Source organism: Amycolatopsis bartoniae (genome assembly GCF_014191255.1).
Lineage (GTDB): Bacteria > Actinomycetota > Actinomycetes > Mycobacteriales > Pseudonocardiaceae > Amycolatopsis_E > Amycolatopsis_E bartoniae.
On sequence record NZ_JACHWH010000002.1, the window covers coordinates 1 to 24,294 of the forward strand.

The 24,294-nt window shown below is 71.7% G+C and carries 22 protein-coding genes; 11 read left to right on the forward strand and 11 right to left on the reverse strand.

What is annotated here, in order from left to right; genetic code table 11:
* Window positions 1-44 precede the first annotated feature (44 nt).
* The 3 genes from uvrB to FHX82_RS11880 form a co-directional block, all read right to left on the reverse strand.
* Window positions 45-2,204 carry an excinuclease ABC subunit UvrB gene (uvrB, locus tag FHX82_RS11870; RefSeq protein ID WP_183176601.1) on the reverse strand — a complete coding sequence of 720 codons (2,160 nt, stop codon included), beginning with the start codon at window positions 2,202-2,204 and terminating at the stop codon, window positions 45-47.
* A 57-nt stretch (window positions 2,205-2,261) separates the two neighbouring features.
* Window positions 2,262-2,522 carry a hypothetical protein gene (locus FHX82_RS11875; protein WP_145938756.1) on the reverse strand — a complete coding sequence of 87 codons (261 nt, stop codon included), beginning with the start codon at window positions 2,520-2,522 and terminating at the stop codon, window positions 2,262-2,264.
* A gap of 143 nt (window positions 2,523-2,665) precedes the next feature.
* Window positions 2,666-3,925: a PucR family transcriptional regulator gene (locus tag FHX82_RS11880; protein WP_145938755.1), complete on the reverse strand. Its 1,260-nt coding sequence runs from the start codon at window positions 3,923-3,925 to the stop codon at window positions 2,666-2,668.
* Window positions 3,926-3,985: 60 nt separating this feature from the next.
* On the opposite strand from FHX82_RS11880, the gene FHX82_RS11885 reads away from it, so the two are divergent.
* The 6 genes from FHX82_RS11885 to FHX82_RS11910 all read left to right on the forward strand — a co-directional run bounded on the left by FHX82_RS11885 (window position 3,986) and on the right by FHX82_RS11910 (window position 9,576).
* The gene (locus FHX82_RS11885; protein ID WP_145938754.1) at window positions 3,986-4,513 is read left to right on the forward strand and encodes a ribonuclease FAU-1 family protein; all 528 of its coding nucleotides are present in this window, start codon (window positions 3,986-3,988) and stop codon (window positions 4,511-4,513) included.
* A gap of 98 nt (window positions 4,514-4,611) precedes the next feature.
* Entirely contained in the window at window positions 4,612-5,517 is a 906-nt protein-coding gene (locus FHX82_RS11890; protein WP_145938753.1) for an ABC transporter ATP-binding protein, read from the forward strand.
* A 9-nt stretch (window positions 5,518-5,526) separates the two neighbouring features.
* The gene (locus FHX82_RS11895; RefSeq protein ID WP_145938752.1) at window positions 5,527-6,264 is read left to right on the forward strand and encodes an ABC transporter permease; all 738 of its coding nucleotides are present in this window, start codon (window positions 5,527-5,529) and stop codon (window positions 6,262-6,264) included.
* Entirely contained in the window at window positions 6,255-7,736 is a 1,482-nt protein-coding gene (locus tag FHX82_RS11900; protein WP_229881491.1) for a glycosyltransferase family 39 protein, read from the forward strand. Before FHX82_RS11895 ends, FHX82_RS11900 begins: the two co-directional genes overlap by 10 nt.
* An 8-nt stretch (window positions 7,737-7,744) precedes the next feature.
* Entirely contained in the window at window positions 7,745-8,959 is a 1,215-nt protein-coding gene (locus FHX82_RS11905; RefSeq protein WP_373308699.1) for a sensor histidine kinase, read from the forward strand.
* Window positions 8,956-9,576 carry a response regulator gene (locus FHX82_RS11910; RefSeq protein ID WP_145938750.1) on the forward strand — a complete coding sequence of 207 codons (621 nt, stop codon included), beginning with the start codon at window positions 8,956-8,958 and terminating at the stop codon, window positions 9,574-9,576. Before FHX82_RS11905 ends, FHX82_RS11910 begins: the two co-directional genes overlap by 4 nt.
* 7 nt (window positions 9,577-9,583) lie before the next feature.
* On the opposite strand, the gene coaE is transcribed toward FHX82_RS11910, so the two are convergent.
* Window positions 9,584-10,768: a dephospho-CoA kinase gene (gene coaE, locus FHX82_RS11915; protein ID WP_145938749.1), complete on the reverse strand. Its 1,185-nt coding sequence runs from the start codon at window positions 10,766-10,768 to the stop codon at window positions 9,584-9,586.
* A gap of 129 nt (window positions 10,769-10,897) precedes the next feature.
* Here coaE and FHX82_RS11920 point away from each other — a divergent pair, with 129 nt between their 5' ends.
* On the forward strand, window positions 10,898-11,107 hold the full coding sequence (locus tag FHX82_RS11920; protein WP_145938748.1) for a hypothetical protein: 210 nt from the start codon (window positions 10,898-10,900) through the stop codon (window positions 11,105-11,107).
* 44 nt (window positions 11,108-11,151) lie between these two features.
* Here FHX82_RS11920 and FHX82_RS11925 read toward each other — a convergent pair whose 3' ends face one another.
* From FHX82_RS11925 to FHX82_RS11945, 5 genes are all read right to left on the reverse strand, one after another.
* Window positions 11,152-12,282 (reverse strand): S1 family peptidase, encoded by a 1,131-nt coding sequence (locus FHX82_RS11925; protein ID WP_145938747.1) that lies wholly within the window; start codon window positions 12,280-12,282, stop codon window positions 11,152-11,154.
* Window positions 12,283-12,422: 140 nt separating this feature from the next.
* A complete protein-coding gene (locus tag FHX82_RS11930) occupies window positions 12,423-13,607 on the reverse strand; it encodes an LCP family protein (protein WP_229881492.1) in 1,185 nt (394 codons plus the stop codon).
* Between the two features lie 273 nt (window positions 13,608-13,880).
* Window positions 13,881-16,103: an ATP-binding protein gene (locus FHX82_RS11935; RefSeq protein WP_145938745.1), complete on the reverse strand. Its 2,223-nt coding sequence runs from the start codon at window positions 16,101-16,103 to the stop codon at window positions 13,881-13,883.
* Between the two features lie 57 nt (window positions 16,104-16,160).
* Window positions 16,161-17,015, reverse strand: a complete 855-nt coding sequence (locus FHX82_RS11940) for an SMP-30/gluconolactonase/LRE family protein (RefSeq protein ID WP_373308700.1) — start codon at window positions 17,013-17,015, stop codon at window positions 16,161-16,163.
* Window positions 17,015-17,743 (reverse strand): FadR/GntR family transcriptional regulator, encoded by a 729-nt coding sequence (locus FHX82_RS11945; protein ID WP_221215888.1) that lies wholly within the window; start codon window positions 17,741-17,743, stop codon window positions 17,015-17,017. Before FHX82_RS11945 ends, FHX82_RS11940 begins: the two co-directional genes overlap by 1 nt.
* Before the next feature lie 176 nt (window positions 17,744-17,919).
* Here FHX82_RS11945 and FHX82_RS11950 point away from each other — a divergent pair, with 176 nt between their 5' ends.
* From FHX82_RS11950 to FHX82_RS11965, 4 genes are read left to right on the forward strand one after another with little or no spacing between them, the layout of a single operon-like run.
* The gene (locus tag FHX82_RS11950; RefSeq protein WP_145938743.1) at window positions 17,920-19,017 is read left to right on the forward strand and encodes a sugar ABC transporter substrate-binding protein; all 1,098 of its coding nucleotides are present in this window, start codon (window positions 17,920-17,922) and stop codon (window positions 19,015-19,017) included.
* 9 nt (window positions 19,018-19,026) lie between these two features.
* On the forward strand, window positions 19,027-20,049 hold the full coding sequence (locus FHX82_RS11955) for an ABC transporter permease (RefSeq protein ID WP_145938742.1): 1,023 nt from the start codon (window positions 19,027-19,029) through the stop codon (window positions 20,047-20,049).
* Window positions 20,049-20,804 carry an ATP-binding cassette domain-containing protein gene (locus FHX82_RS11960; protein ID WP_229881494.1) on the forward strand — a complete coding sequence of 252 codons (756 nt, stop codon included), beginning with the start codon at window positions 20,049-20,051 and terminating at the stop codon, window positions 20,802-20,804. The genes FHX82_RS11955 and FHX82_RS11960 overlap by 1 nt, the downstream gene beginning before the upstream one ends.
* Before the next feature lie 15 nt (window positions 20,805-20,819).
* The gene (locus FHX82_RS11965; protein WP_145938741.1) at window positions 20,820-21,980 is read left to right on the forward strand and encodes an aldose epimerase family protein; all 1,161 of its coding nucleotides are present in this window, start codon (window positions 20,820-20,822) and stop codon (window positions 21,978-21,980) included.
* Window positions 21,981-22,058: 78 nt separating this feature from the next.
* Here the strand turns inward: FHX82_RS11965 and FHX82_RS11970 are convergent, their stop codons facing one another.
* Together FHX82_RS11970 and FHX82_RS11975 are read right to left on the reverse strand one after the other, a co-directional pair.
* Window positions 22,059-23,228 (reverse strand): DUF6923 family protein, encoded by a 1,170-nt coding sequence (locus tag FHX82_RS11970; RefSeq protein ID WP_183176602.1) that lies wholly within the window; start codon window positions 23,226-23,228, stop codon window positions 22,059-22,061.
* Window position 23,229: 1 nt separating this feature from the next.
* Window positions 23,230-23,994, reverse strand: a complete 765-nt coding sequence (locus FHX82_RS11975) for a bestrophin-like domain (protein WP_145938710.1) — start codon at window positions 23,992-23,994, stop codon at window positions 23,230-23,232.
* Window positions 23,995-24,294 lie beyond the last annotated feature (300 nt).

Sequence of the window (24,294 nt, forward strand, 5' to 3'; positions counted from 1 at the left end):
GGCCGCTCCTCCCCGGGAAACGCCCGCCGGCGCGCGCCGTATCCCTACTTGATGCCCGCCGCGTCCATGCCTCTCAGTTCCTTCTTCAGGTCGGCGATCTCGTCGCGCAGGCGGGCCGCCAGCTCGAACTGCAGGTCGCGTGCCGCCTGCATCATCTGGTCCGTCATGGACTGGATGAGGTCCGCCAGCTCCGCCCGCGGCATCGTCGACACGTCGCGGTCCACCAGGACCCCCGACGAACGCGCGCCGCCGCCCTGTACCGGCTTCTTGCCGCGTGAGGCGTTGCGGCCCGAGCCGCCCACTTCGATCTCCCGCTCGGAGTCCTCGGCCTCGCTGTAGACGCGGTCCAGGATGTCGGCGATCTTCTTCCGCAGCGGCTGCGGGTCGAGCCCGCGCTCCTCGTTGTACGCGATCTGCTTCGCGCGACGGCGATTGGTCTCCTCGATCGCGTAGCTCATCGAGTCGGTGACCTTGTCCGCGTACATGTGGACCTCGCCGGACACGTTCCGCGCCGCGCGGCCGATCGTCTGGATCAGCGAGGTGCCACTGCGCAGGAACCCCTCCTTGTCCGCGTCGAGGATCGCCACCAGCGACACCTCCGGCAGGTCCAGACCCTCCCGCAGCAGGTTGATGCCCACCAGCACGTCGAAGTCCCCCGACCGCAGCTGCCGCAGCAGCTCGACCCGGCGCAGCGTGTCCACCTCCGAGTGCAGGTACCGCACCCGGATCCCCAGCTCCAGCAGGTAGTCGGTGAGGTCCTCGGCCATCTTCTTGGTCAGCGTGGTGACCAGCACCCGCTCGTCGCGGTCGGCGCGCTCGCGGATCTCGTGCACCAGGTCGTCGATCTGCCCCTCGGTGGGCTTCACGACCACCTTCGGGTCGACCAGGCCCGTCGGGCGGATCACCTGCTCGACGAACTCGCCGCCCGCCTGGCCCATCTCGTACGGGCCCGGCGTCGCCGACAGGTACACCGTCTGCCCGATCCGCTCGGAGAACTCCTCCCACGTCAGCGGCCGGTTGTCGGTGGCGCTGGGCAGCCGGAAGCCGTACTCCACCAGGTTCCGCTTCCGCGACATGTCGCCCTCGTACATGCCGCCGATCTGCGGCACCGTCTGGTGCGACTCGTCGATGACCAGCAGGAAGTCGTCCGGGAAGTAGTCGATCAGGGTGGCGGGCGCGGAACCGGCGGGGCGGCCGTCGATGTGCCGCGAGTAGTTCTCGATGCCCGAACAGAACCCGACCTGCCGCATCATCTCGATGTCGTAGGTGGTGCGCATGCGCAGCCGCTGCGCCTCCAGCAGTTTGCCCTGCTTCTCGAGCTTCGCCAGCTGCTCCTCCAGCTCGGCCTCGATGCCCCGGATGGCCTTCTCCATCCGCTCCGGCCCCGCCACGTAGTGCGTCGCCGGGAAGATGCGCACCTCGTCGACCTCGCGCACGATCTCACCGGTGAGCGGGTGCAGGTAGTACAGCTTGTCGATCTCGTCGCCGAAGAACTCGACGCGGATCGCCAGCTCCTCGTACGCCGGGATGATCTCCACCGTGTCGCCGCGCACCCGGAAGGTGCCGCGGGCGAACGCGATGTCGTTGCGCGTGTACTGCACGTCGACCAGCGCGCGCAGGAACACGTCCCGGTCGACCTGTGCTCCGACCGCCAGCTTGGTGGACCGGTCGAGGTACGACTGCGGCGTGCCAAGGCCGTAGATGCACGACACCGAGGCGACCACGATGACGTCCCGCCGCGACAACAGGTTCATCGTGGCGGAGTGGCGCAGCCGCTCCACGTCGTCGTTGATCGACGAGTCCTTCTCGATGTACGTGTCGGTCTGCGCGATGTACGCCTCGGGCTGGTAGTAGTCGTAGTAGCTGACGAAGTACTCGACCGCGTTGTGCGGGAACAGTTCGCGCAGCTCGTTGGCCAGCTGGGCGGCCAGCGTCTTGTTCGGCGCCATGACGAGCGTGGGCCGCTGCACCCGCTCGATCAGCCACGCCGTGGTGGCCGACTTGCCGGTGCCGGTGGCGCCCAGCAGCACGACGTGCTTCTCGCCCGCCTTGATGCGGCGTTCGAGCTCGTCGATGGCCGCCGGCTGGTCACCGGCGGGCTGGTAGTCGCTGACGACCTCGAACCGCCCGCCGCTCCGGGGGATCTCGGAGACCGGGCGGAACTCGGACTGGGCGAGCACGGGGTGTTCGGTTGCGAAAGCCACGGGAACCAGGGTAAGCCTCCCCACCGACAATTTTCGGCGGCAGGGGATTCGCGCAGGTCAGGCCAGGTAGCGGCAGGCTCGCCGGGCCTGGCGGGCCAGGCACGCCTCGCACGGCATCCCGGCGATGCCGTCGAGCACCTCGGCCTGCGCGGGCAGGATGACGGCGCCGCACAGGGCGACCAGTTCCTCGGGGATGGGGCCCCGCGCGGGCAGCGGCACGATGTGGCTGACCCGGCGGCACTCGCCCACCACGCCGCGGCGCAGGCGGATGACCGCCAGCAGCTCGGCCGCGGGTTCGGCGTGGACGAGGTTTCCCATAGGCAGAGCGTAAACCGGAATAATCGCGATCGCTTCGTGCCAATGGCCCAATGATCACTCGGACGACTGGTGCGGTGGACCGAAAGCGCCCGGTAATCGCGGCCCCGGAACGGGCGGCGTTCAGCCCTTCGGGCTTCCCCCGCTCAGGGGGTGACCAGGACCGCGGTGCCGAGCCGCTGGCACACCTTCAGCGCCAGCTCGACGTCCAGCCGGTTGTCGGCGACGGTGCGGCCGAGAGCCTCCTCAGCCTTGCGCACGCGATACTGCACCGAGTTCTTGTGCATCGTGAGCTTGGCCGCGGCCGCCGTGTAGCTGCAGCCGGTGGCGAGGAACACCAGCAGCGTCTCGCGCAGCCGTTCGTGCTGCTCGTCGTCGGTGGCCAGCTCGCCGAGGATGTCGCCGACCCAGCTGCGCGTGGCGGCGAGGTCCGAGGTCATCAGCGCGATCGCGCCGACGTCGCGGAAGGTCAGTGCCCGCTCGCACTGCTCCCCCGCGGTGACCGCGAGCGTGTGCACGCGCTCGGCCTGCCGGTGGCTGCGCCGGAACCCCTCGATGCCGTCGCCCGGGTCGCCCAGCACGAGCCGCACCGTCGGCTCCGCCTTGGCGAGCACGCGCTGGACGTGGTCCTCGTCCGGCAGCACCGCCCGCTCGACGGGGAACCACACCCAGGCGCAGCGTTCGTCCGCGGGCACCAGCAGCGGCTGGCCGGTCACGGGCAGGCCCTCGGCGACGGCGGCCGTGACCGACTCCAGCGAGCCCAGCGCGTTGCCCTGAGAGGGCTCCACCGCGTGCCACACGATCATCGCCAGGTGCAGGCCGCGCAGCCGGTAGCCCAGCGCGGCCTCGATGACGGCGGACTCGGTGCCGACGCCGCGGAGCAGCTCGCGGACGCGGGCCGCGCGCACGGCGCTGCGGTTGAGCAGCCACCGGTCGCGTTCCTCCTGGTAGGCCGACACCACCTGCCGGGTGATCCGGTCGATGAAGACGAACGCCCCGGTCAGCGCCCGCTGCATCATCGCGCCGAGCAGCTCCGGGTCGTGCACCTGGCGCCTGCCCTCGGCGAGCGCCTGGTTCAGGATCGCGGACTGCCCGAGGTAGTAGGCGCGGATCAGGTCGATCACCGGGGTGCCGCGCTGGGCGAGGCGGCGCGCGTACTCCATCGCCGCGGCGGGCGCCTCGACGCGGTGCGGGTCGATGTCGTGCTGGAAGATCCGCATCGCGGTGTCGAGGTTCTGGAACAGGCTCGCCGACAGCAGGCTCACGACCGTCTCGTCGTCGTGCACCAGGTTCGGCAGCTCGGCGGAGTACAGCTCCAGCAGGTCAGCGGTGAGCTCTCCGACGCGTTCCCCCAGGCCGGCGGCGAGGCGGGCGACGGCTTCGGTCACGGCCTCGTCGTCCAACACGTGATCACCATAGCGTCGTGACACTCGTTTTCGGGCTGTAAACCCGCGAAAATGGGCCGCATGGCAGACCACGCGGGGACGATCCACCCGCCGAAGATCGAGACCTTCGACGTCACCGCGGGCACGAACACCGATCCGAAGGGCGTCGTCCGCGAGGTCGAGGAGTACCGGGTCGAACCGTTCGGCCTGTACCTCGCGCGCCCGGCACCCGGCCGGCCCCAGTTCCACTACCTGGAGTCGTGGCTGCTGCCCGGGCTGGGCCTGCGGCTCACGGACTTCTGGTTCAGCCCCGGGCACGAACGCGACCAGGACTTCTACCTCGATGTGGTGACGGTGGACCGCGACGGGCAGACGTGGCGTTCGACCGACTGGTACCTGGACATCGTGCTGCGCGAGGGCCGCGGGCTGGACGTGCTGGACACCGACGAGCTGCTCGCCGCCGCAGCGGCCGGGCTGCTCGGCCCCGCCGACGCCCGGCGCGCGCTGGAGACCACCTACCGTGCCGTCGACGGGCTCGCCGCGCACGGGTACAAGCTGCGCGACTGGCTGTCCACTCTGGACATCGAGCTGGCCTGGCGGCGGCACTGAGTCCACCGATCGGTTGATTCCGGCCTGACCGCGCAGTCGATTCGCCGGACCCCCCTGTCGCGAAATCCTCGGTGGGAACTTCGAGGAAGGGGAACGCGATGGCGGTGGTCGAGGTGACGCACCTGGCCAAGCGGTACGGGCGGCGGGTGGCGGTGGAGGACGTGTCCTTCACGGTCGAGCGCGGGGAGATCTTCGGGCTCCTCGGGCCGAACGGGGCGGGCAAGACGACGACGGTCGAGTGCGTCGAGGGCCTGCGGGTGCCCGACGGCGGGACGATCTCGGTGCTGGGGCTGGACCCGCGGCGGGACACCGCGGAGCTGCGCCGGCGGCTCGGCGTGCAGCTGCAGGAGAGCGAACTGCCGGACCGGCTGCGGGTCGGGGAGGCGCTGGAGCTGTACGCCTCGTTCTACCCCTCGCCCGCCGACCCCGACGCGCTGCTGGAGGAGCTCGGGCTCGCCGGGCACCGCAACACGGCGTACCGGAAGCTCTCGGGCGGGCAGAAGCAGCGCGTGTCGATCGCGCTGGCGCTGGTCGGCAACCCCGAGATCGCGGTGCTCGACGAGCTGACCACGGGCCTGGACCCGCAGGCGCGGCGGGACACGTGGGAGCTCATCGAGGCGGTGCGCGACCGCGGCGTGACGATCCTGCTCGTCACGCACTTCATGGCCGAGGCGGAGCGGCTGTGCGACCGGATCGCGGTGGTCGACGCCGGCCGCGTCGTCGCGCTCGACACCCCGGCCGGGCTCGTGGCCCGCGTGGACGGCGAGCAGCGCATCCGGTTCCGGCCGTCGGAGCCGATCGCGGACGCCGTGTTCACCGCGGTGCCGGAGGTGCGCCGGGTCGAACGGCACAGCGGGCAGGTGGTGATCGTGGGCGGCGGGAACGTGCTGCACGCGGTGACGTCCGTGCTGGCGCGCAAGGGCGTCGTCGCGAACGAGCTGCGAGTCGACCAAGCCGGGCTCGACGAGGCCTTCGTCGCGCTGACCGGCCGGAACCTGGACTGAGGGGACATCGTGCTGACGAAACTGACGCTGACCGAGGCGAAGCTGTTCCTGCGGGACCCGGCGGCCCCGATCGCGGTCGCCGGAATCCCGCTGGGGCTGCTCCTGGTGTTCGGGCTGCAGCCCGGCATCCGGCAACCGAGTGCGGACTTCGGCGGCCAGGTCCCGCTCTCGGCTTTCATCGCGCCGCTGGCGCTCGCCGTCCTGCTCGGCATGCTGGCGCTCACGGTCTTCCCGGCCGCGATCGCCACCTACCGGGAGAAGGGGGTGCTGCGGCGGCTGTCGGCGAGCCCGGTGCCGCCGTCGCGCCTGCTGACCGCGCAGCTGCTGGTCAACGTGGTCGCCGCGCTGGTGGTGGTCGTGCTGGTGCTGGGGGTCGGCACGCTCGCGCTGAGGATGGCCGCGCCCGCGAACCCGGGCGGCTTCCTGCTGGTGCTCGTGCTGGGCGCGCTCGCGTTGTTCGCGGTGGGCACGGTGATCGCCGCGCTCGCGCCGTCCGGAAAGGTGGCGAGCGGAATCGGGTCCGCGGTGTTTTTCCCGATGCTGGCGCTCGGCGGGGTGTGGGTGCCGAAGGAGCAGCTGCCGGGCTTCCTGCGGCACGTGGCCGACGTGCTGCCGCTGGGCGCGACGCTCAACGCGCTCCGGCAGGCGGCGACGGGGGCCGCGCCGAGCGCGGTGCAGCTGGTCTCGCTCGCGGTCGTGGCCGCCGGGTGTGGTGCGGTCGCCGTGCGGTGGTTCCGGTGGGAGTGAGCGTGCTCGCCGGGCCGCGCCTGGCGGTGAAACCGGTGTTCCTGCTCGCCGCGGCGGTCGCGGTGCTGCTGCTCGCGGTGAGCGGGAGGTACGGCTACTTCGGGGACGAGCTGTACTTCCTGGCGGCTGGTCGGCATCTGGCCTGGGGGTATGCCGACCAGCCGCCGTTGCTGCCGCTGCTGGCGCGGGCGATGGACACGCTGGCGCCGGGCTCGGTGACGGTGCTGCGGCTGCCCGCGATCGCCGCCACCGCGGCCGGGGTCGTGGTGGCGGCACTGATCGCCGGGGAGCTCGGTGGTGGCCGCCGGGCGCAGGTGGTGACCGCGGCCACCTACGCGTGCTCGGCGCAGCTGCTGGGCACCGGCCACTACCTGGCCACCTCAACGCTCGACCCGTTCCTGTGGACGGTGCTGCTGTGGCTGCTGACCCGGTGGCTGCGCACGCGTGCCGACGGGCTGCTGGTGTGGGCCGGAGTGGTCACGGCCATCGCGGTGAACGTGAAGTTCCTGGTACTCGGGTTCTGGCTGGTCGCGGGGATCTGCCTGCTCTTGTGCGGACCGCGGGAGCTGCTGCGGCGGCCGAAGCTGTGGGCGGGGGCGGCGATCGCGGTGGCCGGCGCGCTGCCGACGCTGGTCTGGCAGTCGCTGCACGGCTGGCCGCAGCTGCGGATGGGCGAGGCGATCTCGGCCGAGGTCGGGCAGGTCTGGGGCGGGCGGCTGGTGTTCGTGCCCGCGGCGCTGCTGGGGGCGGGGCTGCTCGTGGGCGCGGTGCTGCTCGTGGCCGGGCTGTGGCGGCTCCTGCGCTCGCCCGAGCTGCGTTTCCTCGGCTGGACCACGGTGGGCCTCGCCGTGCTGTTCATGCTGGTGAACGGGCGGTACTACTACCTCACGGGCATGTACCCGGTGTGCTGGGCGGCCGCCGCGGTGGGCATCGAGGCGCGGCGGCCCGCCCGCTGGTGGCGTTGGGTGCCCACATGGCCGGTGTTCACGCTCAGCGTGCTGCTCACCCTGCCGAACGCGCTGCCGCTGGCGCCGGAGTCCTGGCTCGCCACGAAACCGGGGATGCCGGAGCCGACGTTCGCGGCCGAGGAGGTCGGCTGGCCGGAGGTCACCGCCTCCGTCGCCCGCGTCTACGCCACGCTCCCCCGCGACACGGCGATCGTGACCGGCTTCTACTGGCAGGCGGCCGCGATCGACCACTTCGGACCGGCTCTCGGCCTGCCGGAGCCCTACAGCGGCAGCCGTGGCTACTGGACGCTGGGCACTCCGCCGGAGAGCGCCTACGACGTGCTGTTCGTCGGCTGGGACCCGCGGCCGCTGCTCGGTTCCTTCGCCGAGCTGCGGCAGGTGGGCACGGTCGACAACGGGCACGGCGTGGCGAACACCAGCCAGGGCATGCCGATGTACCTGGCGACCGGCCGGACCGAACCGTGGTCGGTGCTCTGGCCGCGGCTGCGGAACTGGGCCGCATAATGACGCGGGTGAGCAGTTTCTGGTCGGCCTCGCTGGAACCGCCGGCCCACGGACCGGCGCTCTGGCGCCCCTACGACCGGCTACGGGCGTGGCTGTCCCCCGGCCTGCTCGTCGTGGCGGCGCTCGTGAGCCTGGTGCACGGGTTCCAGCCGGGCACGCTCGGGCTCGCCGGGCTCGCGCTCGCGTGGTTGCTGCTCACCGGCGTCGTACTACCGAAACCGTTGCGGGACAACGGTTTCGTGCTCGTCGTGTCGTTCGCGGGGACGCTCGCGCTGGCGGCCGTGCTGATGACGCGGGACCTGCTGTTCCTGGTGTTCATGATCGGCTGTTTCTTCTCCGCGCTGCGGCTCAAGCCGGTGCCGCTGTCGGTGCTCGGGCTCGCGGCGACCTCACTGCTGATCAACACCCTCGGCGCGGGCGGACCCGTTGCCGCGCTGCGCGAGCAGGGGTTCGTCTTCGTGACGGTCGTGCTCGTGCAGACGGGCGCGATCGCGGGCGGCTCGATCATCGCGGCGAAGGTCGCCGAGCAGAACGAGGCGCGGCGGCGCGCGCTGGCCGAGCTGGAGGCCGCGCAGGAGGAGAACGCGGGGCTGCACCGGCAGCTGCTCGCGCAGGCCAGGGAGGCCGGGATCTCGGACGAGCGGCAGCGGCTCAGCCGGGAGATCCACGACACGCTCGCGCAGGGCTTCACCGGGATCATCACGCAGCTGGAGGCGGCCGAGGACGACCCCGCGTGGCGGCGACGCGTGCACACCGCGCTCGACCTGGCGCGGGAGAACCTGGCGGAGGCGCGGCGTTCCGTGCACGCGCTGCGCCCGGAGGCGCTGGACCGCGACCAGCTGGGCGACGCGCTGCGCGGGGTGGTGACCCGCTGGACCGAGCGCGCCGGCGTGTCCGGCGAGTTCGCCGTCACCGGTGACGCGCGGCCGCTGCACCCCGAGCTGGAGGCCACGTTGCTGCGGCTCACCCAGGAGGCACTGTCCAATGTGGCCCAACACGCCGGCGCGAACCGGGTGGGGGTCACGCTGTCCTACATGGAGGACCAGGTGACGCTCGACGTCCGCGACGACGGCCGCGGTTTCGACCCGCTGACCGCGACCTGCGGCTTCGGCCTGTCCGGGATGCGCCAGCGGGCCGCGCGGCTGCTCGGGTCGCTCGTGGTCGAGTCCGAGCCGGGTGGCGGCACCGCGGTGTCGGCGAGCCTGCCCGCGGTGGCCCGATGACCATCACGCTCGTGATCGCCGACGACCACCCGGTGGTGCGCGACGGGCTGCGCGGGATCTTCGCCGCCGCCGAGGGTTTCGAGGTGCTCGGCGAGGCCGCGGACGGCGCGGAGGCGGTGGCGCTGGCCGAACGGCTGCGGCCCGACGTCGTGCTGATGGACCTGCGGATGCCCGGCACCGACGGCGTCACGGCGATCGGCCGCCTGGCGAAGAGCGGCAGTTCCGCGCGGGTGCTGGTGCTGACCACCTACGACACCGACTCCGACGTGCTGCCCGCACTCGAAGCCGGCGCGACGGGGTACCTGCTCAAGGACGCGCCGCGGGAGGAGCTGTTCCGCGGGGTCCGGGCGGCGGCCCGCGGCGAGGCCGTCCTGTCGCCCGCCGTGGCGAGCAGGCTGCTCGGCCAGATGCGGGCGCCGGTGCCGGAGGAGCTGAGCGCGCGCGAAGTGGAGGTGCTGGGCCTGGTCGCGAGCGGCTGCACGAACAAGCAGGCGGCCACCAGGCTGTTCATCAGCGAGGCGACGGTGAAGACGCACCTGCTGCACGTCTACGCGAAGCTCGGGGTGAAGGACCGCGCGGCCGCGGTCGCGGTGGCCTTCCAGCGCGGGCTGCTCTGAGCGGCGGTCAGGGCGTCCAGCCGCTGGCCCCGGCCCAGGCTTCGGCCCGGCGGAAAGCCGCGTTGACCCACTCCTGCTTCTCCTCGGCGTACGGGAGGACCGTGCCGTCGGCGGCGTGCGCGTCGGCCAGCCGGCGCTTCACCTCGGCGTACGCGTCACGCTCGGCCGGGTTCTGCCGCAGCCACTCGGCGAACAGCAGGGCGAGCCGCCACGCCGGGGTCTCCGGGGAGCGGACGTGCAGGTTGATCATGCGGCCGGGGTCGCCGCCGTAGTGGAAGCGCTTGGGCCACCGGTCCGAGCCGTCCTGCGGGTCGTCCCACCACTCGCCCTCGGCGCGGGGGAAACCGGCGTCGGACAGGGCGTCCGCGAGCGCGTCCGCTTCGTCCAAAGTGGACACGACCAGCTGCAGGTCCACGACGTCCTTGGCGACGAGGCCGGGCACCGAGGTCGAGCCGATGTGGTCGGCCCGCACGGCCCGCTCGCCCACGGCGGCGCGGATGCGGGCCAGCGCCCGCGCGGCCTGTGCCGGCCACCGCGGGTCGTAGTCCGACAGCTTCGGCGACATCGGCGCACGCGGACGGCGCAGGCGCACGTTCGCCTCGTACGGCACGAGCCGGTCGGCCCACAGCCGGTCGACCTCGGCGAGCACCACGTCGGGCGTCCCGCTGTTGTCCAGCCACACGTCGGCGGCGGCACGGCGGGCGGCCTCGTCGGCCTGCGCCGCGATGCGGGCGTGGGCGTCGTCCTCGGCCATCCCGCGGACCTCGACGAGGCGCCGGACGCGGACGTCGACGGGCGCGTCGACCACGAGCACCAGGTGGTAGGCGGCGCCGAGGTTGCCCTCGACCAGGAGCGGGACGTCGTGCACGACGATCGCGTCCGGCGCGGCCGCGGCCATCAGCTCGGCGGTCCTGGCGCCGATCAGCGGGTGCAGGATGCCGTTGAGGCGGCGGCGCGAGTCCTCGTCCGCGAACGCCTTCGCCGCGAGCGCGGGCCGGTCGAGCGCGCCTTCGGCGGTCAGGATGCCCTCGCCGAACGCCTCGGCGAGCGCGGCGAGGCCGGGCGTGCCGGGCTCCACGACCTCCCGGGCGAGCTTGTCGGCGTCGATGAGGACGGCCCCGTGCTCGGCGAGCCGCGCCGCCACGGTCGACTTCCCCGCCCCGATTCCTCCGGTGAGCCCCACTCGCAGCATGGGGGCATTCAATCAGGTGGACTTCCGTCGTGATCGAACCGATACGGGTGACACGCCGACCACGTTCTCCCGTTTTCGCACGTCCGTTGCGTACGGTGCGCGGCGGAAGGTAGCCCACACGGAGGAACGATGCCAGTCAAGCACGTCGGGAAGCACCGCCTCGGCACGCCCGGGCTGGTGCACTGCGTGGAGCATCGTTCCATCGCGCTGGCGCTGGAGGAGTACCGGCGCACGTGGCTGACGGCCCTGCTCGTCCCGGCGAAGCACAGCCTGGCCGGGCTGCGCCGCCGCGCGAGCCTGGCGGCCGCCGAACGCGCCTGGCGCCCGGCCACGGCCTGAGCCGCGGGGCGGAGCGCCCCGGCGGGCACCCCGCCCCGGAGTCCTCAGCCGGTGACCAGGGTCAGCCGGTAGGCCGACAGGATCTCGTTCACGGGCTGGAAGAACGTCGTGCCGCCGCGGGTGCAGTCGCCCGAGCCGCCCGAGGTGACGCCCTGCGCCTGGGTGCCGCTGACCCACGAGCCGCCGGAGTCGCCGGGCTCCGCGCACGCGTTCGTCTTCGTCAGGCCCGAGACCGTGCCCTCCGGGTAGTTCACCGTCTGGTTCGTGGCCTGGATCGTGCCGCAGTGCCAGCCCGAGGTGGAGCCCGACCGGCACACCGACGACCCCACCGCGGCCGCGGTGGAACCGGTCACCGTCACGTCGCCGTGCCCGAATCCGTCCACTGTGGACGTCGGTGTCCAGCTGGAGTTCGTGCGCACGAAGGAGTAGTCGTTGCCGGGGAAGGAGGACGACTGGAACGTGCCCATCGCCGTGCCGTCCGCGCCCCGCACCGAGTCGCCCGCGCGCCCGCAGTGCCCCGCCGACACGAACCCGCCGGTGACGGAGAAGCCGATCGAGCAGCGAGCCGTGTTGTTGATGAAGTACGCCTGCCCGCCCACGACGTCGCCCCCGTACAGGCGGGGCGCCGACGCAACGGACTCGACGCGCACCGGCCCGGAGGACTCGGCGAAGTCGAGGAACTGCCGCACGGCCGCGCCCGTGGCGCCCTGGCGCACCTGCACGACGAGCGAGTTCGCGCGCTCGTCGACGTACCAGCCGGTGACCTCCCTGGGCGCGGTCTGCCCGGCGTACCCGTCGACGGCGGCCTTCGCGGAGTCCAGCGCGGCCTGCGTGTGGGCCACGGTCACGACGTTCGCCCCGGCCGCGCGCACCGCGCCCGCCCTGGCCGCGTCGGTCACGGCCACCACCAGCTTGCCGGCGGCGGCGTCGTACCAGGACCCGCCGTACGCCGCGCCCGCGGCGTCCCGCGCGGCGGCTTCGGAGGTCATCGCCGTCGCTTCGTGGGCCAGGCGGACCTGCACCTGCTCCGCGGTCAGGCCGAGGTCGGCCTGCATCGCGTTCTCGACGGGCCGCACCGGACCGGCGGCGGGGGCGGTGAGATATACGGCGAGCGCGGCACCGGCGGCCACCGCCGCCCCCGCGCCCACCCACTTCGTCAGGCTCGTTCGCTTCATTCGATCACTCCAGCTGTCGGGGACCGGGTCGCGACCTGCTTTCGCGGCCACACCCGGGCACACGGACGGCGGAGCCTCCGGGACGGGGGTTGGGAAATAACAGGCAAGACGACGGGGAACGACGTCCCGCGGCGGAAAAGCTAGTTGACGCAGCCCGACAGGTCGGTGCTGTCGGCGCTGGGCACGAGCGAGGTCTCCGTGGTCTGCGGGGCACTGCTTTCGGCCGCCTGCGCCGCCACGCTCGTCGGCGGCGAGGAGGACGACGCCGGCACGCTCTCCCCCAGCAGGTTCGCGATGAACGAGCGCACCTGCACGGGATCGACCTTCACCGCGTCGCCGTCGGACGGCGTCTGCAGGCTCAGCGACTGCACGGGGATCGTGGCGAACGTGAGCCCGTCGGAGCTGAGCGAGCGCATCTGCTGGGCGAACGTGAGGATGTCCCAGCCCTGGTCGATGAGCACCGCCTGCTGCACGGCCTCGATGAGGTTCTCCAGCTTCACCGGGTTGGCGAGCGTGCCCGCCCCGAGCACGACCTTCGCCGCGCTGGCCAGGAACGCCTGCTGCCGCGCGATCCGGTCGAGGTCGCCGTTGGGCAGCCCGTGCCGCTGCCGGACGAACGCGAGCGCCTGCGCCCCGGACAGCGTCTGCTGCCCGGCCGGGAAGTCCGCGCCGGAGTAGCTGTCGTGCACCGGCTCCTTGAGGCACACCGGCACGCCGCCGACGGCCAGGCTGAGGGAGTAGAAGCCGACGAGGTTGACCGCCGCGTAGTGGTTGATCCTGAGCCCGGTGAACTGCTCGACGGTCTGGATCGCCGTGCGGGCGCCCGCCTGGTCGGCCCGGCGTTCGCGGGCCGCGCCGGTAACACCCTGCTGGGTCAGCTCGTCGTACTCCTGGTGCCTGCCGTAGCTGTACGCGGAGTTGATCTTGTGCTTGCCGTAGGTCCCCGCGAGCTGGACGTAGGAGTCGCGCGGGATGGAGATGGCCGTCGCCTCGCCGCCGCCCTCCGGGATGTGCACGACGATCATGGTGTCGGTGGTGTCGCCGCCGTCGCTCTGGTCCCCGGCGTGCAGCTGGTCGAGCACGTTCTGCGGCAGCGGGTTGCCCTGCGCGTCCGTGCGCGAGTCGACGCCGACCAGCAGGATGTTCTGCTCCGGGATCGGGACGTCCGGGGTGCTGCCGGGCAGCTGCGCGCCGGGCTCGATGACGTCGGCGGTGGCCAGGCCGCTGCTCAGGCGGCTGACCTGCGTCCAGGCGTAGCCGGTGGTGCCGAGCACGAGGACGGAGACGAGCCCGAGAGCCGTGTAGGCGACCGGCCTCCAGCGCACCTCGATCCCTCCCCTGCCTCACCTGTTCCGGTGATACCCATTCTCCACGGGATATCTGACAGTTACCTGTGAATTTCGAGTCCACTCTTGTGAACTTCACATCACTGGAACGAGGGAAAGCGCGGCGGGACGTCGTCACGGGCAGGCGGGGCGTCCCGCCGCGCCGGCCGGCGGCTCCGAGGGGGAGAGCGGGAGCCGCCGGCCTGGTTCGAGGTGGCCCGTCCAGCATGACGTGCCGATCCACTGGGCGAACCGGGAGTTCTACGGAGAGAACTACGTAGTTCCGGCTCCGGCTGCGCGGCGCTCGGTGAGCCACGCGGCGATCTGGGCCCGGGAGGAGAATCCGAGCTTCGCCAGGATGTTCTCCACGTGCGTTTCGGCCGTGCGTTGGGCAATCACCAACCGTGCGGCGATCTCGCGATTGCTGAGCCCTTCCGCGACGAGCCCCGCGATCTCCCGCTCCCGCCGCGTGAGGCCGCCCGGGCGCGGCGCCGGGCCGGGCGAGGGAGGCGCCGTCTTTTCGGTCAGCGCGAACGCGAGCACCTCGTCGGCTCCGCCGTGTGCGGTCGCGTCGAACGCGGTCTCGAAGGTCCGGTCGTCGAGCACCCGCCGCACCCGAGTCGCACAGTGTTCGCCGAACTCCCGGTACGGCGTGGTTCCGGCAATCCGCCACCCCGCCGAGCGCCAGGCGGCGCGCGCGGCGCCGAGCAGTCCGGCCGCCCGTTCGGGCAGACCCGCTGCCTCCGCGCACCACGCGAGCGCGTCGACGGCGAGGGCGAGCTGCGCCGGATCGCCCGTCCGGAGCGCGATCGCCTCACGAAGCAGGGCCGAGGCACGCAGGTGGTCGCCGCGCCGCAACTCGTGCAGCGCGACCGCCCACAGCGCGTACCCCCGGGACCACTCCGCGCGCCGCGTCTCGCTCAGCGCGAGCGCCTCCTCGGCGGCCTTCATCCCGGCGGCGTCGTCGAGGAAGAACGCGACGCCTGCCAGCAGGACCAGCGTCGGAAAGATTTCGGAGCCGGCGTCGAGGCGCCGGTAGGTGGCCAGCGCCTTCTCCAGCCGTGCCCGCGCGCTGACCAGGTCCCCGTCCAGGAATCGCGCGAGACCGGTGCACCGCGCGTAACCTGCGTGCGCCCGTTCGTCGCCGGTCTCGTCGGCCAGCTCGCGCAGCTCGACAAGCATCGCCCGCGCGGGTTCCGCGGTCTGCAACGCCAGGAACGCGGCCGCCTCCAAGGCTCGCGCGCGCTCCGGCCCGGCGTGCGCCGGCGCGGCGGCGAGCAGCCGCCTGCCCTCGGCTGCCAGGCCGCTCGCACACCAGAAGTCGCGCAGTGCCAAGGAAATCTCCGGCGAGCCGCGGTGTTCGAGCGCCACCCGCACGTTCGGGTACTCGCGGCGCAGCCGGTCCAGCCACTCCAGCTGCCGGGGCCCGAACGACTCCGCCTCGAAGTGCCGCCCGAGCCGCCGGACGTACGCGAGCAGCCGGGCGTGCACCTCCGCCGCCCACCCCGACTCCGCGAGCCGGACTTCCCCGTACTCCCGCACGGTTTCGAGCATCCGGTACCACGCGTTGTGCCCCGCTCCGCCGTCTTCCCGCGCCAGGACCGACTTGTCGACCAGCGCGGCGACCAGGTCGAGCACGTCCTCACCCGCGAGGTCGCCGCACACGGCCTCCGCCGTCTCCAGGTCGAACCCGCCCGCCAGCACTGACGTCGCCGCCCACACCGTCTGTTCCCGCGGCGTGCACAGCTCGAAGCTCCAGGCGATCGCGGCCTCCAGCGTCCGCTGGCGCGGCGCCGCCGTGCGGTGGCCCGTGGTGAGCAGGCCGAAGCGGTCGTCGAGGCGGTGCAGCAGCTGCTCGGGCGAGAGCACCCGCAGCCGCACGGCCGCGAGCTCGATCGCCAGCGGTATCCCGTCGAGGCGGCGGCAGATACGCGTCACCAGGTCCCGGTTGCCCGCGTCGAGCCGGAAACCGGGCTGCGCCGCGGCGGCGCGGTCGGCGAACAACGCCACGGCGTCCTCGGTCACGGGCAGCGGCGGCACGACGAGCACCTGCTCGCCGTCCGCGCGCAGGAGCTGCGTGCTGGTGGCGAGGATCCGCACGTTTTCCGTCTGCGACAACAGTTCCGTGGCGTACGCGGCACACGCGGGCACCAGTTGCTCGCAGTTGTCGAGGATCAGCAGCAGCCTGCTGTCCCGTAGCCGGGCCGGAACCTCGCTCTCGGCCAGTCCGAGCCCGGCGGCGACCGCGGCGGGCAGCGCCGCCGGATCCGTGAGCCCGGCCAGCCGCACGAGCCACACTCCGTCGGGAAACGCGCGCCGCAGCCCGGCACCGGCGCGCACAGCGAGCCTGCTCTTGCCGACTCCGGCGACCCCGGTCAGCATCACGAGCCGGGCCGCGGTGAGCAGCCGCTTCGTTTCGCCCAGCTCCTCCCGCCTGCCCACGAAGCCGGTCAGCTCGGCGGGCAGGTTGCCAGAAGTCCTCGGCGAGCCGGACACAGCCGCCAGTGTAGGCCGCTCGGCGAACACCGGGAACTTTCCGGAAAACGGTTGCCGTCAGGCTCCGCGGTAGGGCAACGCAGGCAGGCCCCGCACCTCTGGGCGGTACCGGAACAGCGCACCCGCCTCCGGCTGCGTCCCCTCGGAAACACCCTGGCGCGAGGTGGTCACGTACAGCTCGTCGAGCGCCGGGCCACCGAAGGTGCAGGCGGTGACCTGGGTGACCGGCAGCGGCACGTGCTCCTCCAGGCGCCCGTCCGGCGTGTAGCACCGCACGGCACCGCCACCCCACAACGCGACCCACAGCCTGCCGTCGGCGTCCACCGTCATGCCGTCGGGCGAGCCCGCCTCCTCCGGGATCTCCACCACCGGGCGGCGGCCGGTGAGCCCACGCCCGGTGTCGTAGTCGAAGGCGTCGACGCGGTGCGTGGGAGTGTCGATGTAGTACGCGGTGCTGCCGTCGGGGCTCCAGGCCAGGCCGTTGGAGATCGTCACGCCGGTGAGCACGAGCTCCGTGGAGCCGTCGGCGTTCAGCCGGTACAGGCTGCCGCGTCCTTCGGTCTCCTGATAGGACATCGATCCACAGTAGAACCGGCCGTCGGGGTCACAACCGCCGTCGTTCATCCGGACATCCTTGTCCTGCCACAGTTCCGGCAGCGGCCGAATGTCCGAAAGCGACTCGTCGGCGAGCGCGAAACCCCGCTCGACGGCCAGCACCACGCCCCCGCCCGCGCGCGGGCGCAGGGCCGCGGCGACCGAGCCCACGTGGTGGCGGGCCACCCGCTCGCCGACGAGTTCCAACACGTCCCCGGCGAGCATGTCGACGTACCGCAGACCCGGCCAGCCGTCGTGCCACACGGGCCCTTCCCCGTGCTCCGCAACGGGATCCGTCACCTGTTCCACTGTGGACACTACTGCTCCTCCGTCATCCGCCGGACCGCTTCGGTGGTGGTTTCGAGCAGCTTGCGCATCGCGCGCCCGGCGGCCACCGGGCGGCGGCCGCGCACCGCCACGAGCACGGCCTGGTGCAGGGGCAGGGTCGCGGCGACCCCGCCCGGCGCGTGCGAGCTGGCCTCCAGCCCGTGGTACAGCCCGGTTTCCAGCAGCCGGCCGAGTTGCTCGATGAGCTGGTTTCCGCTGGCCCGCAGAAGGGTCAGGTGGAACGTCAGGTCGGCGTCGACGAACGCGTCCGCTCCCTCGGGCAGCCCGGGCGCGTGGCTCTCCATCCGCTGGTACGCGTCCTGCAGCACCGCCACCTGCTCGGTGGTGGCCCGCTGGGCGGCGAGCTGCGCGGCACCGGGCTCGACCATCAGCCGCAGCTCCAGCAGGTCGGCCAGGAAGTCCGACTTGGCCAGCTCACCGTGCCAGTTGATCACCTCGCGGTCCATCAGGTTCCACTGGTCCCGCGGCAGCACGCGCGTGCCCAGCCGCGGCCGTGCCTCCACCATTCCCTTGGCGGCCAAGGCTTTCACCGCCTCGCGGACGCCGCCGCGGCTGACGTCGAGCTGCGCGGCCAGCTCCCCCTCGTTCGGCAGCCTGCTGCCCGCGGGCAGCTCGCCGGACACGATCCGGCGGCCGAGCCACTCGACGACCCGCCCGTGGATCGTCCGGTGCCTGCCGAGTGGCCCCTCCTTGGTCATGCGCACGGAGTAATCCTCAAATCATAAATCCACAAAGTCAAACGAGGGCCTTGTCCGAATCGTTACCTCGGCCGCGATCATCGTCCCGCGGAGCCTTGACGGATTCGACTAATCATCCAATGATTCAGGCACGCTGCAGACCCCGGGTTCCCCGCCGAAGTGGATGGGTGGTTCATATGACGGATGCGCAGGCCGCGACCTCGCGGAGGGCCGCACTCAGATTCCTCGGGGCAGGGGGTGGGGCGGTCGCCGCGAGCGCTCTGCTCACCGCCTGCAACGGAGTGCAGTCGAACTCCGGGTCGGGCGGTGTCGGCGCCTTCCCCAGCACCCCGGGCTGGCGGTTCACGTTCATCAACCACGTGACCACGAACTCGTTCTTCAACCCCACCAAGACGGGCATGCAGGACGCGGCGAAGCTGCTCGGCCTGCCGGAACCGCAGTGGACCGGCTCCGCCGAGGGCAACGTGTCCGAGATGGCCAACGCCTTCTCCACCGCGATCAACGGCAACGTCGACGGCATCGCGATCGCGCTGACCGACAACAACGCCTTCGTGGAACCGACGAAACGGGCACTGGCCAAGGGCATCCCGGTGATCGCGTACAACGCGACCGCGGCGGGCAACTACCCGCTCACGTACGTGGGGCAGGACCTCTACCAGTCCGGGTTCCAGATGGGACAGCGGATCGCGAAGGACGTCACGTCCGGGCTGATCCTCGTGGGCATCTCGCAGCCGGGCGGCAACAACGTGCAGCCGCGGCTGGACGGCATCACCGACGCGCTCAAGCAGGCCGCGCCGGGTGTGCAGGTGCAGTCGGTCAACACCGGCGCCGAGCAGGCCAACGAGCTGAACGCGATCACCGCCGCCTACGACGGGCACACCGACGCCAAGGGCATCTACGCCGTGGACGCCGGCAGCACCGCGTCCATCGCGCAGCTGATCGGCAACCGCGGGCTGCAGGGCAAGGTGCACGCCGGCGGGTACGACACGTTGTCCGACACGCTCAAGGGCGTCGACTCGGGCGCGCTCGACTTCACCATCGACCAGTCCGCCTACCTGCAGGGCTTCCTGCCGGTGCTGTACATGTACCTGTTCCGGCTGTCCGGCACACTCGTCGCGCCCCCGGTCACCGACACCGGCCTCACGTTCGTCACCAAGGAGAACGTCGGGCCCTACCTGTCGGCGAACAGCAAGTTCGAGGGCGGGCCGAAGACGGACCTGGTGCCGATGCCCGCCTCGATCCCGCTGCCCGCGGCGACCTCGTCGACCCGCTAGGAGCGCTCCATGACCGACGCCCTCACCCGCAAGTCCCCGGGGCGGACCGAGCCCGGCGCGGGCCCCGCCCGCCCCGGCTTCTGGCTGGGCCTGCTCCGCGTCAAGGAGCTGAGCATCCTGCTGGTGACGATCGCCGCGGCGATCTACTTCAGCCTCACCAGCGGGCCCGGCTTCGCGACGTCCGACAACTACCACACGATCGCCCAGTACGTCGCACCGTGGGCGATCGTCGGGGCCGGCGAGGTGCTGGTGCTGATCTGCGGGCAGATCGACCTGTCCGCTGGGTTCGTGTTCACGCTGTCGCCGTTCGTGCTGATGTTGTTCTACAACAACGGTTTCCCGCTGTTCCTCGCGTTGATCGGCTCGGTCGTGGTGAGCGCGCTGATCGGGATGGTGAACGGGCTGATCCACACGATCTTCGGGTTGTCCGCGTTCATCACCACGCTCGGCATGGCGTTCCTGCTGTGGGGGCTGTCGCTGATCATCTCCGGCGGCTCCCCGGTGAGCGCGCCGACGGGCAACTGGGTCTCCTCGACGTTCGGCGGCTGGGGCTGGTCGGAGTTCCTGTGGGCGCTGGTGGTCGTGGCGGTCGTGCAGACCGTCCTGTCCACCACGCGTTTCGGCATCGCCACGCAGGCCACCGGCGGCAACCCCGTCGGGGCGGCCGAGTCCGGCATCCGCACCGGGCGCGTCAAGGTGATCTGCTTCGCGATCACCGGCGGGCTCGCCGGGTTCGCGGGCATCCTGCAGGGCACGCGCGTCGGTTCCTACGACCCGACGAACGGCGGGTTCAACACGATGTTCTACGCGGTGGCCGCCGCGGTGATCGGCGGCACCGCGCTGCTCGGCGGGTCCGGCACGGTGATCGGCGCGTTCCTCGGCGCGCTGCTGCTGGGCCTGGTCTACGACGGGTTCAACCTGACGGGCATCAGCGCCAACGCGTTCTACATGGTGCTGGGGTGCGCGATCCTCATCGCCGCGCTGCTCAACGTGTACGTCAGCGTCATTCGCAAACGGCTCGGGAGGCAGTAGTGGCGGAGGTGATGCGGGCCGAGCACGTCAGCAAGAGCTTCGGTCCCGTCCAGGCGCTCACGGACATCAACCTGTCCGTGAACAAGGGCGAGATCCTGGGCCTCATCGGCGACAACGGCGCCGGGAAGTCCACCCTGATCAAGATCCTCACCGGGTTCCACCAGCCGGACCGCGGCACGTTGTTCGTCGACGGGGAGCCGGTGCAGCTCAAGTCGGTCACCCACGCACGCAGCCTCGGCATCGAGACGGTGTTCCAGGACCTGGCGATGGTCAACGACCTGCCCGTGTACCTGAACCTGCACCTGAACAAGGAGCTGGTGCACCGGCCGCTGCCGTTCCTGCGGCGCAAGGAGATGAAGCGCCGGGCGCGCGAGGCGCTCGACGCCATCGGCATCAACATCCCCTCGGTCACCGCCGAGGTGGGACAGCTGTCGGGCGGGCAGCGGCAGGCGATCGCCGTGGCCCGCTCGGTGTACTCGAACAACGCGAAGTTGCTGCTGCTCGACGAGCCGCTGGCCGCCATGGGGGCCAAGGAGGGCGGGCTCATCCTGCGGCTGCTGGCGCAGCTCAAGCAGCGAGGCGACATCGCGATCATCCTCATCGCGCACAACTACAGCCAGGTGGTCGACGTGTGTGACCGCGTCAACCTGTTGCAGCACGGGGAGATCACGTTCGACAAGGCTTCGAAGGAGACCTCCGTGGCGGAACTGCTGGAGCTCGTGCACGCCGAATACCGGGTCAGTACCGCAACCTGAACACCAGGAGGGTCAATGGGAACCGTCTTCTCCCGGCGCACCGCGATAGCCGCCGGTGCGGCCGGACTGGCGACAGTAGGCTTCACGGGTGTGAGCCAAGCTGCCGCGGCCAAGCCGCCCACGGTGACCAAGGAGTACTACGGCCGGGTCGGCGGTGCAGCCGTCTCCCGCTACACCCTCGACAGCGGACACGGACTGCGCGTGCGCATCCTGTCCTACGGCGGGATCATCCAGACCCTCGAAGCCCCCGACCGCCACGGCCGCGCGGAGAACATCGTGCTCGGCTTCCCGACACTCGCGGACTACGTGGCGAAGAACAGCCCGGAGGCGGGCGGTGGCGTGTACTTCGGCGCGCTGATCGGCCGGTACGCCAACCGGATCGCACACGGAACGTTCACTTTGGACGGTCAAACCTACCACGTGCCGGTGAACAACAACGGCAACAGCCTGCACGGCGGGCTCGCGGGGTTCGACAAGAAGGTCTGGGACGTCACGGAGGTCCCCGGCGGGATCCGGCTGAGCGTGACGAGCCCGGACGGCGACCAGGGCTACCCCGGCGCCCTGCACGCGACCGTAACGTACACAGTGGACAGTCAGAACCGGTTGAGCATCGCCTACACGGCCACCACCGACAAGCCGACTGTGGTGAACCTGACCAACCACACGTACTGGAACCTCGCGGGCGAGGCGTCCGGGGACATCTACGACCAGAAGCTGCAGATCAACGCCGGCCGGTACACGCCCACCGACACGACGCAGATCCCGACGGGACAGCTGGCGCCGGTGCAGGGCACGCCGTTCGACTTCCGCAGGCCGACGGCGATCGGCGCGCGCATCGCGGAGGACGACCCGCAGCTGCTCACCGGCCAGGGCTACGACCACAACTGGGTGCTCGACTCCTCGGGTTCACTGGCGGTCGCGGCGAAGGCGAGCGACCCGGCGAGCGGCCGGACGCTGACGGTGCTGACCGACCAGCCGGGCCTGCAGTTCTACTCGGGCAACTTCCTGGACGGCACGCTGGTCGGCACGAGCGGCAGGACGTACCGGCAGAGCTACGGTTTCGCGCTGGAGACGCAGCACTTCCCGGACTCGCCGAACCACCCGTCCTTCCCGAGCACGGTGCTGCGCCCGGGCCAGACCTACCGCACGAAGACGGTCTTCGCGCTGGGCGTGTGAGGGTTGCGGCTCACCGGGTGAGGGTGGACAGCCTCCTTACGAACGGCAGGCTGTCCATCCTCCGAAACCGCTTCCGCGTCAGCGGGCGATGCGCCGCGCCACGATGCTGCCTCCCAGGATGAGGATCAGCGCCGTCAGTGCCCAGTCGCGTTTGACCTTCGTCGCCTTCAGCGGGTCCGCCACCTGTTCCGGCTTCTTTTTCGGCGTCGGCGCCGGGCGGGGGCGCGGGGGCGGCGGGCTCGCGTGGGAGACCGGCACCGGGGGTGGCGCCGGGGTCACCGACGGCGTCGGCGGAGGCGGCACCGGACGCTGCACCGGGCGCGGGGCCGGAGCCACCACGGGGACCGGTGGCGGGGGTGGCGCTGGAACCGGCGGCGGGGGTGGCACCGCAGGTGGGGGCGGCGTCACCACCGGCGGAGGCGGCGGAGGTGGCGGTGCCACCGGGGGCGGAGGCGGTGGTGGAGGCGGAGTCGGAAGCGGCGCCAGACAGCCCGCGGCGTCACTGCCCGAGACCGCCGGGCCGCTGGCCAGCAGCGACACCCCCGTCACCGCACCTCCCGAGACCACCACCCGGTACTCCCGGCTGCGCCCCAGTACCCCGTTCGCCGTGGTGTACAGCGCGCCGTCCGGGCCGCCGACCACCGAGCCGTACGCGCTCGCCGGCGGCAGCTCCTTCCCCGGCAGCGTGCGGACCTCGCCGCTGTCCGGGTCGATCGTCACCACCTCGCCCTCCGATGCCACGCCGTAGAGCAGCCCGTCCACGAGCACGAAGTCGTCCACCCGCGCCGCCAGCAACGCCGGCCTGAGCACGACCGACGAGCGCACCGAGACGCTCCCCGGCTCGATGTCCACAAGCGACAACAACGCGCCCCGCTTGACGTACCAGACCTTCCCGCTGATCGTGCCCGCCGTCGCACCGGCCAGGGTCCGCCCGTCGGGCTCGCCCAGGTCCGCCGTGCGCCCCCGGCGGTCGATGGTCACCACGTGCCCGTCCGGCGTCACGCCGTACGCCAGGTCCCGCGACCGCAGGTACCCCAGCGCGTTCAGCCGGTACGGGACCCGGCCCAGCTTCGTCGTCGCGACCGCCGGATACTCTGTCCGGTCCACAGTGGAGGGACCGCCGTCGTCGCGGACCCGCATCGCCACGCAGCTCTGCCCCGCCGACTCCGCCTGCGGCATCCCCGTGGTCACCGCGACCAGCGCGGCCACCGTGGCGGCCCGTGCCAGCCGCCTCGCCGAGGCCGCCATGTCAGCTCAGCCGGGCGACGGCCTGGCTGAACGCGTCCGGCCCGACCTTCGCCCCGCCCGCGAACGGGTTCTGCATCTGGTAGATCGCGTACAGCAGCAACGTCGTGGTGGCGGCCAGCGTGGACACGATGATCACGTGTGTGGCCAGCTTCGTGCCGCCGAACAGGTTGGGCAGCAGCACGAAGATCACGCTGCCGATCGCGAGCACGAACCACAGCACGGTGCCGACATTGTTGTCGCGCACCGCGTTCAGCCGGGCCTGCCGCTGCTCGTAGACGTCGGTGAGGTCGCTCGCCGCGTCCGTCTTCTGGTTCACCAGCCAGTCGTCGTCGGGCAGCTCGGTGGCGTCCAGCGCGGACCGCATCCGGGTCAGCAGCGTCCAGCCCTCCGGTCCAGGGTCCCGCCCGTCCTGCAGCCGCGGCCACTCCTTCGCCACGACGGTCTCGGCGTACTCGTGCGCCAGCCGCGGCACCTCCGAGTGCGCCGGCTCGGGCAGTGACTCCGCCGCCCACGAAGCGGACACGAGCGCCTGCGTCTCCTGGTAGGACCCGTCCCGCACGGTGCCCTCCGCGTCGAACAGGGAGATCAGCACGAACGCGACGACCACCGCGTGCAGGCCGCCGACGATGGTGAACGCCTGCCCCGCCGCGTCGTTGTTGTCCGGCCTGCCTTCGTCGAGCCCGTACCGGCGCACCAGGTACGCGATCAGCGCGCCCACCACCATCGCACCGGCCACCCAGAGCAGGCCGGTCACGTACACGTTCATGCGCAGGTTCCGTTCGCCGAGCGGGGACAATTTCACCGGACCCACACGTTAATGGCGCATCGATACCGGGTACAAGATCGAACAATTGTTTTCAGTCGTGCGGCGCGGGGCCACCCGGAAAAGTCGCCGGACCGGAGCAACCGGAATTGCCGGGACACGCGTTTTCCGGCGCACAACGGTGCCGCCGATGACCCGGCCCGGCGGTACCACTGGGCCGACCGGGGCAGCACTGTCACACCAGGTGACCACACCGCGCTGAGCTGCGAAAACTCCTCCGCCGCAACGGAAAGCGCCCACACG

What these genes read in the sequence shown, in the direction of transcription:
- FHX82_RS11890 (WP_145938753.1), top strand. Translation starts at nt 4,612, where the DNA reads ATGGCGGTGGTCGAGGTGACGCACCTGGCCAAGCGGTACGGGCGGCGG.
- coaE (WP_145938749.1), bottom strand. Translation starts at nt 10,768, where the DNA reads ATGCTGCGAGTGGGGCTCACCGGAGGAATCGGGGCGGGGAAGTCGACC.
- FHX82_RS11885 (WP_145938754.1), top strand. Translation starts at nt 3,986, where the DNA reads ATGGCAGACCACGCGGGGACGATCCACCCGCCGAAGATCGAGACCTTC.
- FHX82_RS11925 (WP_145938747.1), bottom strand. Translation starts at nt 12,282, where the DNA reads ATGAAGCGAACGAGCCTGACGAAGTGGGTGGGCGCGGGGGCGGCGGTG.
- FHX82_RS11970 (WP_183176602.1), bottom strand. Translation starts at nt 23,228, where the DNA reads ATGGCGGCCTCGGCGAGGCGGCTGGCACGGGCCGCCACGGTGGCCGCG.
- FHX82_RS11950 (WP_145938743.1), top strand. Translation starts at nt 17,920, where the DNA reads ATGACGGATGCGCAGGCCGCGACCTCGCGGAGGGCCGCACTCAGATTC.
- FHX82_RS11920 (WP_145938748.1), top strand. Translation starts at nt 10,898, where the DNA reads ATGCCAGTCAAGCACGTCGGGAAGCACCGCCTCGGCACGCCCGGGCTG.
- FHX82_RS11975 (WP_145938710.1), bottom strand. Translation starts at nt 23,994, where the DNA reads ATGAACGTGTACGTGACCGGCCTGCTCTGGGTGGCCGGTGCGATGGTG.
- FHX82_RS11875 (WP_145938756.1), bottom strand. Translation starts at nt 2,522, where the DNA reads ATGGGAAACCTCGTCCACGCCGAACCCGCGGCCGAGCTGCTGGCGGTC.
- FHX82_RS11955 (WP_145938742.1), top strand. Translation starts at nt 19,027, where the DNA reads ATGACCGACGCCCTCACCCGCAAGTCCCCGGGGCGGACCGAGCCCGGC.
- FHX82_RS11910 (WP_145938750.1), top strand. Translation starts at nt 8,956, where the DNA reads ATGACCATCACGCTCGTGATCGCCGACGACCACCCGGTGGTGCGCGAC.
- FHX82_RS11965 (WP_145938741.1), top strand. Translation starts at nt 20,820, where the DNA reads ATGGGAACCGTCTTCTCCCGGCGCACCGCGATAGCCGCCGGTGCGGCC.
- FHX82_RS11945 (WP_221215888.1), bottom strand. Translation starts at nt 17,743, where the DNA reads ATGACCAAGGAGGGGCCACTCGGCAGGCACCGGACGATCCACGGGCGG.